This window comes from Nibrella viscosa (assembly GCF_039541875.1).
GTDB classification, from domain to species: Bacteria; Bacteroidota; Bacteroidia; order Cytophagales; family Spirosomataceae; genus Nibrella; species Nibrella viscosa.
In genome coordinates, this window is record NZ_BAABHB010000024.1 from 1 (window position 1) to 11440 (window position 11440).

The following is an 11440-nucleotide window of genomic DNA, read 5'->3' on the forward strand; positions in this document are numbered from 1 at the left end:
TGTCATCACCTGGATTATCCCCACTTACAGCCTGGTCGAGACAGCGGCCAAAAGCATAGCCACCGACCTGACCACCGGTTTTGCCTACCTGCTGCTGCTCACCGGCGTGCTGCTGTTGCTGGCCTTAACCGTTTACCTGCTCAACCGCCGGCAAACGAAAGAGCCTGTTGCAACGCTTAATTCCTGACGCAAGGGCTAAAGTCTCAATGGAAAACCACCGCTGGTACGTTTCCAATTCTTAACTCATAACTCTTCATTCTTAACTAAAAAATGACCGTCGGCTTATTCATTCCCTGTTACGTTAACCAGCTTTACCCTAAAGCGGCTATTGCTACGCTGCGGCTGTTGCAGCGGCTGGGCGTTGAGGTGGTGTATCCGCCCAAACAAACCTGCTGCGGACAGCCTATGGCCAACTCCGGCTTTGAGCATCTAACGCAGGGCTGCAACGACCGATTTATCGAGAACTTCGCCGGCTTCGACTACATCGTGGCCCCCTCGGCCAGTTGCGTGCTGCACGTGAAGGATCACCTGCACGCACCCGGTCAGGAGGAGGAAGCCGAGCGCATCCGTGGCCGCATCTATGAGCTGGTGGAGTTTCTGACCGATGTGCTGAACGTCGAAAACCTGCCCGCCCGCTTTCCGCACAAGGTGGGTATTCACCAAAGCTGTCACGGCCTGCGGGGGCTGCACCTGGCTCAGATGAGCGAACTCAATGCCACGCCCTTTTCCAAACCGGCGCAACTGCTGGGGATGGTAGAGGGGCTGGAACTAGTGACTCTGGACCGGCCCGACGACTGCTGCGGCTTCGGCGGCACCTTCTGCGTGGCCGAAGAAGCCGTATCGGTCAAAATGGGCAAGGACCGGGTGCGCGACCATGCTAAGAACGGAGCCGAGTACATTACCTCCGCCGATATGTCCTGTCTGATGCACCTGGAAGGTATTCTGCACCGGAACGGGAGCGCCGTGAAAGTTGTACACATTGCCGAAATCCTAAACGCTGGCTACTGATGAAAACCATGACTAAAGATCACCCCACCCTGGCGGAAGAGTTTATCCGGGACGAAGAGCGCACCGACTGGCACGATGGCGCCCTGTGGTGGATTCGGCAGAAGCGCGATATGGCAGCCAAACAGATTCCCGAATGGGAAGCCCTGCGGGATACGGCATCACGTATCAAAAGCAATGTACTCTCCAACCTGCACGATTACCTGCTGGAGTTTGAAGCCAATCTTATCAAAAACGGCATCAAGGTTCACTGGGCGGCCGATGCGGAGGAACACAACCAGATTGTATATTCTATTCTGAAAGAAAAAGAAATCACGCAACTGGTCAAGAGCAAATCCATGCTCACCGAAGAGTGCCACCTGAACGAATACCTGATTGAACGCGGGGTCGATGTGATCAACTCCGACCTGGGCGAATACATTCAGCAGTTGGACAACGAGCCGCCCAGCCATATTGTGCTGCCCTGTATTCACAAGCGCAAAGAAGAAATTGGCGAGATTTTTCACGAACATATCGGCACCCCAAAAGGCGAATCGGACCCGACCACGCTGACGCGCTTTGCCCGCCGGCACCTCCGCAACGTGTTCATCACCCGCCGGGCCGCGCTGACCGGCGTAAACTTTGCCGTGGCCGAAACCGGCGAATACGTGGTTTGCACCAACGAAGGCAATGCCGATATGGGGGCTCACCTGTCGGATGTGCAGATTGCCAGCATGGGCATTGAAAAGATTATTCCGCAGAAGCAGCATTTAGGCATATTTCTGCGGTTGCTGGCCCGCAGCGGCACCGGTCAGCCGATTACCATCTATTCCAGCCACTTCAAAAAGCCGCGCAACGGGCAGGAGATGCACCTGATCCTGGTAGATTTTGGCCGGACCCGCCAGCTGGGCCGCCCTGATTTCCGCGACTCGCTGAAGTGTATCCGCTGCGGGGCCTGCATGAATACCTGTCCGGTTTATCGCAAGAGCGGAGGGCTCAGCTACCACAATACTGTAGCCGGACCCATCGGCGCGATTCTGGCACCCAACCTGGACATGCAGAAACATGCCGACCTGCCGTTTGCCTCCACGCTCTGCGGCTCCTGCTCCAACGTTTGTCCCGTAAAGATTCCCATTCATGAGCAGTTGTATAAATGGCGGCAGGTGATTGTGAAGGAAGGCTATGCAGCCAACACCAAAGTGCTGGGCATGAAAGCGATGGCCTGGACGTTGTCGTCGCCGGCATCGTACCTGACCGCCGGAAAAGCCGCCCGCTGGGTGCTGAACAACATCCCGTTCGCCATCAACAACAAACTCAACCCCTGGTACAGGCAGCGCGATATGCCCGGCAGCCCCAAAGAATCGTTCGGGGAATGGTACGCCAAAAACCAGCCCACGGAGCCAATAAACCATCGCAACGGCGGACCGTCCACCACTGAACCAATTAACCAGTCAACCAGTCAACCACAATGAGCAGCCGTGAGAAAATACTTGCCGCCGTGTTGCAAAACCAGCCGGCGCTCAGCCCGCTGCCGGATATGACCCCCTTCCGGGGCGATACCACCGACCTGGTGACCCGGTACTGCGATATGGGTACTTACATCGGTAGCAAGGTCTTCCGGGTGGATAGTCTGGCGGCCGTGGCAAGTCAGATTCAGGCCAGTTTCGATACGACTAAACGCATCATTACCACCCTGCCGGAGCTGGGAGGGACGTTTGAGTTGCTGTCGGCGACGGCCGACCCGCGTACGTTTGACGATGTCGAACTGGCCATTATACAGGCGAAGCTGGCCGTGGCCGAAAACGGGGCGGTCTGGCTGACGGAGCAGGCGATGGGCCAGCGAATCATTCCGTATATCTGCCAGCATCTGGCGGTAGTGGTGCCGGAAAGCGTACTTGTGCCTACCCTGCACGAAGCCTACGCGCAGATTGGGGCCGGGGACTACGGCTTCGGGGCGTTCATTGGCGGCCCTTCCAAAACGGCCGATATTGAGCAGGCGCTGGTACTGGGAGCACATGGTCCGATCAGCATGAGCCTTTTTGTGGTATAGGTCAGAAAAAATATTACCCGTCCGGGTAAATCCATTGCGGCCTGGTTTTAGTTGTATTCTACAACTGAACCTACTGCTTCCGCTTTATTTATTCTGATCACTATGCAAGCTGCACAATCACTGGCTGCTATGGCCGGTACAATTACCCTCGGGGGTGACCTGACAGTTAACCGGATGGGTTACGGCGCTATGCGCATCACCGGCGAAGGGATCTGGGGGCCACCCCGCGACCGCGCTGAATGTATCCGGGTGCTGAAGCGCTGCCTGGACCTGGGCATCAATTTTATCGATACGGCCGATAGCTACGGCCCGCACATTTCGGAGGAGTTGATTGCGGAAGCGTTGCACCCGTACCCCGATGGTCTGGTGATTGCCACCAAAGGTGGTTTCGAACGGTCGGGGCCTAATAGGTGGCAAATGAACGGCAAGCCTTCTCATCTTGAACAGGCGCTGAAAGGCAGCCTGAAGCGGCTGAAGCTGGATCGAATCGACCTGTACCAACTGCACCGCTTTGATCCTAAGGTGCCTGCCGATGAAACATTAGGTTTCCTGAAAGAGCAGCAGCAGCAGGGCTACATCCGGCATCTTGGTTTGTCGGAGGTGAATATGGAGCAGATCCAGACGGCGCAACGCTATTTTGAGGTGGTATCGGTGCAGAACCTGTACAACTTTGCCAACCAGAAGTGGAATGATGTGCTGATCTACTGCGAAGAAAACAACATTGCCTTCATCCCGTGGTATCCATTGGCGAGCGGTAATCTGGAGGCAGAGCAGGCCATTAAAGCCGTTGTCGAGCGTCATAGCAAAGGAGGTTCCACCGCCACCGATTTCCAGATTGCGCTGGCTTGGCTATTGGCCGCTTCGCGGGTGATGCTGCCCATACCGGGCACCTCATCAGTAAAGCACCTGGAAGAAAACACGGCCGCTACCGAGATCTCTCTGACACCGGAGGATCTGGCCGATATGCCGCTGCCAGCCAAATGATTTGGGATTGGGGATTTCGGAACGGTCCGCCGTTGCGGTTCGGATTGGCTAACAAGGTCCTGATTTGCTGACGCCGAAGGCAAATCCAAACCGCGACAGCGGACCGTTCCGAAATCCCCAATCCGTTGATCTTCATTGGGTGGAAGGTCGGCTTCGGCCCGTTCTTTTTCCGCTTCGTATTAAAAATTTTAGCGGATAAATTTACAGGGCGTTACTTTGGGCATGACTTTATTCGTAGCCCGATGAAACGTACCCGCTGGATACCACTGTTTACCGTACTGGTCCTGACGCTACCCCCCGTTTCGGCACCGGCGCAGACCAGAGTGCAGTCGGTACAGGAGGCCATTGCCCTGGCCCAACGTAACAATCCGGAGCTGGTCAATGCCCGGCAGAACCGAACCTTACAGGACCAGCAGCGGATAGCGGCCAAAGCGGCACTGCTGCCCCAGGGCCGGCTCTACATCAATTTCGATTACAACTACGCCTTACCCACGCAGCTTATTCCGGCCGAGTTTATTGGTGGGCAACCCGGTGAGTTTCGGACGGTGCGTTTTGGCCTGCCGTTTACGCTGACCGCCGGGGCCGAAGTAACAGCGCCGATCCTCAACAAGCCGGTCCGCACCGATATTGACATCACCAGCCAAAACCTGCGTATTCTGGACGATCAGACGCTGGTGCTGCAGGATGAACTTTCTACCCAGACCGCCCGGGTCTACCATGCCGTGCTGCTGGCCAGGGCGGCCGTGGCCATCAACCAGCGCACCCTGGCCAGTGCCGATACGCTGGTGCAGATTGCCCGTGTCCGGCTGGATAAGGGACTGATTGAGCCGCTGGAGTATAACCGCATCCGGTCTGTGCAGCTCACCACCGCCGATGTGGTGCAGCAGAACGAACTCACGTATATCCGGAACCTGAATCAGCTAAAACTCTTGCTCGGCCTGACGCTGGCAGATAGCCTGGTGGTGGGGCAACAGCTCACAATGCAACCGATCCATAACGACCATACCAATATGGCGCTGGCTGCGGGGAGAGACGGAGAACGGCCGCAGGTGACTTTACGCCGGTCACAACTGGAATTGTACAAGCTTCAGTTGGAGCGGGAGAAAGCTCTGCGACTGCCCACGCTGTCGGCCTATATCCGGTACTCGGAGCAGGCGCAGCGCGACCGGCTCGATTTCTGGGATTTCAGCAAGCGCTGGTTCCCGATTGGCGTGGCTGGGTTGCAGTTTAGCCTGCCGCTGTATACCGGAGGGCTCCGTAATAGCCAGATTGCCCGCGCCCGGATGCGGGTGAAACTGGCCGAAGCCGAACTGGCGTATGAGCGGGTCCGGCAGCAGATTGATACCGAGGACATACGCAACAGCTACCGGCAGGCTATCCGCTCGCTCGATCTGAACCGGCAGAATTATGAACTCAGCGAGCAGAACGTACAGATTTCGCTGGTGAAGTACCGCTCCGGTCTGTTTTCCTACGATCAGTATCTCAACGTGTTCAACGAGGCTCTGCAGGCCCGGAACCGGTACCTGAGTAATTTATCCACTGCCTTTATCAATCAGACGATTTTACAGCTTAGAAACTAGACTCCCAGCCTTCTGGGGGGAGGTAATACCAGATATCATGAAAACCGTTCTCTGCCTGACTGCGGTAACATTGGCGCTGGCCGCCTGCAAACGCGGGAATGAGGCCATTACGCCCACCTACAAAGCGCTGACCGAAGCGGTGTACGCATCCGGTAGTGTGTACCCGCGCAACGAATACACCGTCACGGCCGATGCACAGGGTATTTTGGAGCAACGGTTGGTGAACGAAGGCGATTCGGTCCGGCGCAACCAGTTGTTGTTTGTGCTGGAAAGCACGGCCGAAGATGCGCGCCGGCAGGCAGCCGCCAATGCCTACCAGCAGGCACAGGCGAATCTGCGAGGTAGTTCGCCTGTGCTGGCTGAACTCGAAGCCCAGGTACGAAATGCGCACACCCGGCTCGAAAACGACTCGGTCAACTACGCCCGCTTCCGCGACCTGTACGCCCAGAATGCTACCTCACGTGCCGAACTGGAACGGGCGGAGCTAAACTACAAAACAGCCCGTAATACCTTACGGGCGCAGCAAAATGCCCTGGCCCGTACCCGCGACCAGCTCCAGTTGGAGGCTGCCAACAGCCGGAGCCAGCTGGTCACCACCCAGGAGGCCGGTAGCAATACCCGCATCCGCAGCTTTGTCGATGGCAAAGTGTACGAAGTATTTAAAGAGCCGGGTGAGGTAGTGCGGCCGGGCGAACAACTGGCCCTTGTCGGAAGCGGCCGGGATATTTACGCGCAGTTGTCGGTTGATGAAAGCGATTTCGGCAAGATTCGTGTGGGGCAGGAGGTGCTGATTAAAATGGACGTTTATGCTGATAAGGTCTTCAAGGCCCGCATCACCAAGATTTATCCGAAACTGAACCGCGCCGATCAGTCGTTCCGGGTTGATGCCGAGTTTACCGGCGAACGGCCAGACGCCTATTACGGCCTGACCGTAGAAGCCAATATCGTAATCAGCCAGAACCAGCGGGTGCTGACGATTCCGAAAAGCTACGTAATCGGTAAAGACAGCGTCTGGGTTGAGGAGGACGGTAAAAAACAAAAGGTTAGATTTACGAAAGGGGCTGAAAACTTTGACCTGGTGGAGGTTAAAGGCGGCCTGATCGAGCAGACTAAGATTGTAAGCCCTGAATGATAGTGTCTATATGTATTTGTCATTATCATGAACATCGTACTGAAACGAACATTACAGATTATCGGCGGGCTGCTGCTGGTGGCGGTCCTGCTATTGGCAATTGGGGCAGGCTATATCTGGCTGAACAGCCCCGGTGAAACGGCTCCTATTGTCGGTGAAGATGACAAGCCCCTGCCCAACAGCATTGCCACCATGGAAACCGTTGACCTGAACGGAGCCAAGCAGTGGCTCATCATTCGCGGAGCAGACCGTACCAAACCGGTGCTGCTGTTTCTGCACGGCGGTCCGGGCCTGCCCGAACTCCCGCTGCTGACCGGTTCCGAACTGGAGCAACACTTTGTGGTGGTCAACTGGGAGCAGCGTGGGTCCGGCAAATCATACGATCCGACCGTATTCGACAAGACCTTTACGACCGCGACGTTCGTAGAAGATGCCGCCGACCTGAGCCGGATGCTGGCCAAACGGTTCGGCACCGAAAAAATTTACCTGATGGGGCATTCGTGGGGGACCTTCCTGGGCGTACTCACGGTGAAAAAGTACCCGGAATTGTTTCATGCTTACTTCAGCATTAGTCAGGTGACAAACCAGTTTGCGGGTGAGCAGATTTCGTATGACTGGGTATTGCAGCAGGCGATGGACCGGGGCGCAACGCGCCAGGTGAAGAAGCTCCGGCGCTGGGGTCGACCACCGTACGCCGACGGAAAGGCGTGGCTGGACTACCTGCATTGGCAGCGGGAACTGGTAGCCGCCTACGGCGGAGGCATGCACAAGGCGCATTTCTTTCCCTTGTTCATCCAGTCGATCCTGCTTTGTAACGAGTACACGCTGGCCGATAAGATCAACTACGCCAGAGGGGCCATGAAAAGTGTGCGCTACCTATGGCCGGAGGTGGTCAATACGGATCTGAACGAGGTCGCTCCTACGCTCGACATACCGTACTACCTCTTCCAGGGCGTTCACGATTACCAGACGCCCTACGCATTGGCCAAGCAGTATTTCGACCGACTCCAGGCACCCGACAAGCGCCTGTTTACCTTCACCGAATCGGCCCACAGCCCGATTTTTGAAGAGCCGGAGAAGTTTTTCCAAATAATTAGTGAGTTAGTGAATGAGTGATTGAGTGATAAGATAGAATGACTAATAACCGTGTTCCTTATTTCACTCAATCACTCATTCACCTAATCGCTCAATAAAAATGGACTTACACATTGCCTCACAAATTGCCAGAACGCACCTGCTGGCCAAGAAAAAGCAGACCCTCGTGGCTATGCTGGGCGTAACATTCGGTATTGCCATGTTTATCACCATGATTTCGTTCATGGAGGGCACCAACCAGTTTCTGGAGGAGTCGGCGCTGGAGGCTAGTCCGCATATCCGGATGTATAACGAGGTGAATACCCAGCGGCCCAGCCTGCTCGATGAACTGAAGCCGGGGGCAGACCACTTTAATGTCGTGCATCACCAGAAGCCGAAGGATGAACTGGCCCGGCTGCGCAACGGGCTGACCATTGCCCGGCGCATTGAACAGGAGCCGGGCGTCTTTGGCGTATCACCCCAGGCTGCCACCCAGGCGTTTTACAACAACGGTCCCATTCAGATCTCCGGCACCATCTCGGGCGTGGATATTGAGCGCGAAAACCGGCTGTACGACCTCAACAAACGGATCAAATCGGGCAGTATCCGGGCGTTGCAAACCAACCCCGATGGGCTGATCATGGGATCTACCCTGGCCCGGAAGCTGAACGTGGGCGTCGGCGATAAGGTCAGCGTCACTACCCCGTTGGGCACCAACCGTATCCTGCGCATTGTGGGCATCTTCGGTTTTGGCATCGGTACCATCGATAACACGAAAAGCTACGCCAACCTGTCGACGGTGCAGGAGTTGCTCCAGAAAGATCCCAGCTACGTAACCGACATTCACATCAAAATGCTCGATCCGATGCAGGCGATCCCGGTCGGCCGGCAACTCCGGGCCAAGTTCGGCTATTACACCGAAGACTGGGCGACGGCCAACTCGACCATCCTGGCGGGCGAAAAAATCCGGAGTACGCTCACCTTTGTCGTCTCGTTTACGCTGCTGGTGGTGGCCGGGTTCGGGATCTACAACATCATGAACATGACGGTCATCAACAAGATCAAGGATATTGCTATTCTGAAAGCAACCGGGTTCGACGGGAGGGACATTGTGGCCATTTTTCTGCTGCAGGCGATCTTTATCGGCGTGTCGGGTGGACTGCTGGGGCTGATGATAGGATTTGGGCTGAGCTACCTGCTGTCGATTACACCCTTCGATGCGGGCGATTTTCTGAGCATCAAAACGTTTCCGGTCATGTTTGCCGCCAAACATTACATTATGGGCTTGCTGTTCGGAACGATCACGACGGTGCTGGCCGGGTTTTTCCCCTCCCGCCGGGCGTCGGAGGTCGATCCGGTGGCGATTTTGCGGGGGTGAAAGAGTGATTGAGTGAAAGAGCGATTGAGTGAAAGAGTGAATTGGGCATACTAGCTAGCTGTTATGTAATGGAGACGAGAGCAAATCAGGGGAGGGAGGCTGCGGCTGCTCAGACTGGGCAGTCGGTACTGCGGCAGCCGGTGCTGCGGGCCAGCCATCTGAATAAATATTTTTATGATCCCGAGAAATTTCAGGTCTTGCGGGATGTGACGTTCGACGTGCAGAAGGGCGAGTTTCTGGCGATTGTGGGCAAATCGGGCTGCGGCAAATCGACGCTGCTGTACCTGCTATCGACGATGGATACCGATTATGAGGGAGCCATTGAGATGAACGGGACGAAGCTTACCGGCCGGAGCCAGGATTTTCTGTCGCATTTCCGCAACGAGCACCTGGGCTTTGTTTTTCAGTTTCACTTTCTGCTGCCCGAGTTTTCGGCCCTGCAGAACGTGATGCTGCCGGGGCTGAAGCTGGGCCGGTATTCCGATAAGGAAGTAGAGGAACGGGCCTACGAAAAACTCCGCCTGATTGGCATGGCGGATTTTGCCCGCAAGCCGGCCAGTAAACTGTCGGGGGGGCAGCAGCAGCGGGTAGCTATTGCCCGGGCACTCATCAACGATCCCACCGTAATCATGGGCGACGAGCCCACCGGTAATCTGGACCGGGCCAACTCGCAGAACGTGTTCGCTATTTTTCGGGAGCTGGCCGGCAACGGGCAGACCATCATTGCCGTAACGCACGACCCGGACTTTGCCGCCGGCTGCGACCGTGAGATTGAAATGAGCGACGGCATGATTATCAGGCAATGAAAATCCAGTTTAACAAATACGTCGAATGGGTCATCCTCTGGATTGCCGTGATGGGCATTGTAGCCCGCGAACTGGTCATACCGGAAATTCACTGGGGCCGGCAGTTCGCTATTTTTGGGGCGACCATTCTGTTTCTGAACCTGGTATGGCTGTTTCACCTCAACTTTGATCATTACCTCAACAAGCGGGTTCCGTTTGAGCGAAACGTGCCGAAGCGGGTCTTCATTCAGCTCATGGTGGGCTGGGCGGTGGTGAAGCTGGTGCTTTCGCCCCTGATTATTTTCATAGCGGATGGACTAATGCCCAAATTTCCGTTTCTGCTCAATCCGCTGAACGTTATCACCATCGGCGTAGTCGCCTTTCTGGCTAACCTGCTGGTGTCGCTCGGATTTATCGCCAACCATTTTCTGAATCGCTGGCGGGAGAATGCCGTACGGGCGGCCCGGCTGGAGAAAGAGAAGTCGCAGGTGCAGTACGATAACCTGAAAAATCAGCTCAATCCGCACTTACTGTTCAACAGCCTGTCGTCGCTGGATAGTCTGATCGAAGAGAACCCGGCGCTGGCCCGGCAGTTTCTGCGGCAGTTGGCGAAAGTGTACCGCTATGTGCTTCAGAACAAAGACAAAGAGCTGGTGCCGCTGGATACCGAACTTGATTTTATCCAACATTATATTTTTTTATTAAAAACACGGTTCGATGGATCGTTTTCGGTTATCTTTGACATACCCGACGATGCAACGGAGAAGGCCATTGTGCCCGTAACCCTGCAGATCCTGATCGAAAACGCCATCAAGCACAACGTCGTGAATGCGGAACATCCGCTGACGGTGCAGGTCTCGACCGATGGGCGTTTTCTACAGGTGGAGAATGCGATTCAACGGCGTGGGCAGGTAGAAACGTCAAACGGCCTGGGCCTGAACAATCTGAAATCGTTGTACAGTTTCCTGAGCCCGAAGCCTGTGGATGTGCAGGACGACGGGCAGCATTTTCGGGTAAAGATACCGCTGCTGGAAAGCGCCGTATAGTAGAACCGTTAACAAGCGGTTGGGCAGCGGGGTTAACAGAATAACCAAATTTCATACATATATGGTTAACAACGGTAATGCCCAACAACTTCTGGATAAGACCCTGACTGGTCTGGAGCAGGATGCCGAATCGATGCAGCCGCAGGCCAACGACCTGATCGACCAATGGGTGCAGGCTCTCGGCGCCGGCGACCTGACCCTCGACAATGTAGCGTACGAATTGGAAGAACTCAAACAAGCCCTTAGAAGCGGAAAAGCCCCGCAGATTGCCGGCTCCCTGCACTCACTCAGTAAACTCACCAAACGAGCGGCCGGCGAAACCTCCGACACCAATACCGCAGAGCGGCTGCGTAACCTGGCCGAAACCCTCGACAACGTATCGGCGCGGGTAGCACAGTCCCGGTAAAGATCGTTGAGCGTACCTATA

At 55.6% G+C, this 11440-nt stretch carries 12 protein-coding genes; all 12 read left to right on the forward strand.

Going from position 1 to position 11440, the window contains the following annotated elements:
- Window positions 1-187 (forward strand): hypothetical protein (locus ABD931_RS28425; RefSeq protein ID WP_345271479.1); only part of this gene is annotated, 187 nt, incomplete at its 5' end.
- Between the two features lie 83 nt (window positions 188-270).
- A complete protein-coding gene (locus ABD931_RS28430; RefSeq protein ID WP_345271480.1) occupies window positions 271-1008 on the forward strand; it encodes a (Fe-S)-binding protein in 738 nt (245 codons plus the stop codon).
- Window positions 1008-2456 carry a lactate utilization protein B gene (locus tag ABD931_RS28435; protein ID WP_345271482.1) on the forward strand — a complete coding sequence of 483 codons (1449 nt, stop codon included), beginning with the start codon at window positions 1008-1010 and terminating at the stop codon, window positions 2454-2456. The genes ABD931_RS28430 and ABD931_RS28435 overlap by 1 nt, the downstream gene beginning before the upstream one ends.
- A complete protein-coding gene (locus tag ABD931_RS28440) occupies window positions 2453-3034 on the forward strand; it encodes a LutC/YkgG family protein (protein ID WP_345271483.1) in 582 nt (193 codons plus the stop codon). The genes ABD931_RS28435 and ABD931_RS28440 overlap by 4 nt, the downstream gene beginning before the upstream one ends.
- A gap of 102 nt (window positions 3035-3136) precedes the next feature.
- The gene (locus ABD931_RS28445) at window positions 3137-4018 is read left to right on the forward strand and encodes an aldo/keto reductase (protein ID WP_345271484.1); all 882 of its coding nucleotides are present in this window, start codon (window positions 3137-3139) and stop codon (window positions 4016-4018) included.
- Window positions 4019-4260: 242 nt separating this feature from the next.
- Window positions 4261-5598, forward strand: coding sequence for a TolC family protein (locus tag ABD931_RS28450; RefSeq protein WP_345271485.1), 1338 nt, complete (start codon window positions 4261-4263; stop codon window positions 5596-5598).
- Between the two features lie 37 nt (window positions 5599-5635).
- Window positions 5636-6730 carry an efflux RND transporter periplasmic adaptor subunit gene (locus ABD931_RS28455; RefSeq protein WP_345271486.1) on the forward strand — a complete coding sequence of 365 codons (1095 nt, stop codon included), beginning with the start codon at window positions 5636-5638 and terminating at the stop codon, window positions 6728-6730.
- A 27-nt stretch (window positions 6731-6757) separates the two neighbouring features.
- Window positions 6758-7846: an alpha/beta fold hydrolase gene (locus tag ABD931_RS28460; RefSeq protein ID WP_345271488.1), complete on the forward strand. Its 1089-nt coding sequence runs from the start codon at window positions 6758-6760 to the stop codon at window positions 7844-7846.
- A gap of 79 nt (window positions 7847-7925) precedes the next feature.
- Window positions 7926-9182: an ABC transporter permease gene (locus ABD931_RS28465; protein WP_345271489.1), complete on the forward strand. Its 1257-nt coding sequence runs from the start codon at window positions 7926-7928 to the stop codon at window positions 9180-9182.
- Between the two features lie 68 nt (window positions 9183-9250).
- Complete coding sequence (locus ABD931_RS28470) at window positions 9251-9988, forward strand: ABC transporter ATP-binding protein (protein ID WP_345271490.1); 738 nt, start codon at window positions 9251-9253, stop codon at window positions 9986-9988.
- Complete coding sequence (locus ABD931_RS28475) at window positions 9985-11013, forward strand: sensor histidine kinase (RefSeq protein ID WP_345271492.1); 1029 nt, start codon at window positions 9985-9987, stop codon at window positions 11011-11013. Before ABD931_RS28470 ends, ABD931_RS28475 begins: the two co-directional genes overlap by 4 nt.
- A gap of 61 nt (window positions 11014-11074) precedes the next feature.
- Window positions 11075-11419: a hypothetical protein gene (locus ABD931_RS28480; protein ID WP_345271493.1), complete on the forward strand. Its 345-nt coding sequence runs from the start codon at window positions 11075-11077 to the stop codon at window positions 11417-11419.
- Window positions 11420-11440: the final 21 nt, after the last annotated feature.

Excerpts from the sequence above, each read along its gene's own strand:
- ABD931_RS28430 (WP_345271480.1), top strand. The coding sequence starts at position 271 with ATGACCGTCGGCTTATTCATTCCCTGTTACGTTAACCAGCTTTACCCT.
- ABD931_RS28435 (WP_345271482.1), top strand. The coding sequence starts at position 1,008 with ATGAAAACCATGACTAAAGATCACCCCACCCTGGCGGAAGAGTTTATC.
- ABD931_RS28440 (WP_345271483.1), top strand. The coding sequence starts at position 2,453 with ATGAGCAGCCGTGAGAAAATACTTGCCGCCGTGTTGCAAAACCAGCCG.
- ABD931_RS28445 (WP_345271484.1), top strand. The coding sequence starts at position 3,137 with ATGCAAGCTGCACAATCACTGGCTGCTATGGCCGGTACAATTACCCTC.
- ABD931_RS28450 (WP_345271485.1), top strand. The coding sequence starts at position 4,261 with ATGAAACGTACCCGCTGGATACCACTGTTTACCGTACTGGTCCTGACG.
- ABD931_RS28455 (WP_345271486.1), top strand. The coding sequence starts at position 5,636 with ATGAAAACCGTTCTCTGCCTGACTGCGGTAACATTGGCGCTGGCCGCC.
- ABD931_RS28460 (WP_345271488.1), top strand. The coding sequence starts at position 6,758 with ATGAACATCGTACTGAAACGAACATTACAGATTATCGGCGGGCTGCTG.
- ABD931_RS28465 (WP_345271489.1), top strand. The coding sequence starts at position 7,926 with ATGGACTTACACATTGCCTCACAAATTGCCAGAACGCACCTGCTGGCC.
- ABD931_RS28470 (WP_345271490.1), top strand. The coding sequence starts at position 9,251 with ATGGAGACGAGAGCAAATCAGGGGAGGGAGGCTGCGGCTGCTCAGACT.
- ABD931_RS28475 (WP_345271492.1), top strand. The coding sequence starts at position 9,985 with ATGAAAATCCAGTTTAACAAATACGTCGAATGGGTCATCCTCTGGATT.
- ABD931_RS28480 (WP_345271493.1), top strand. The coding sequence starts at position 11,075 with ATGGTTAACAACGGTAATGCCCAACAACTTCTGGATAAGACCCTGACT.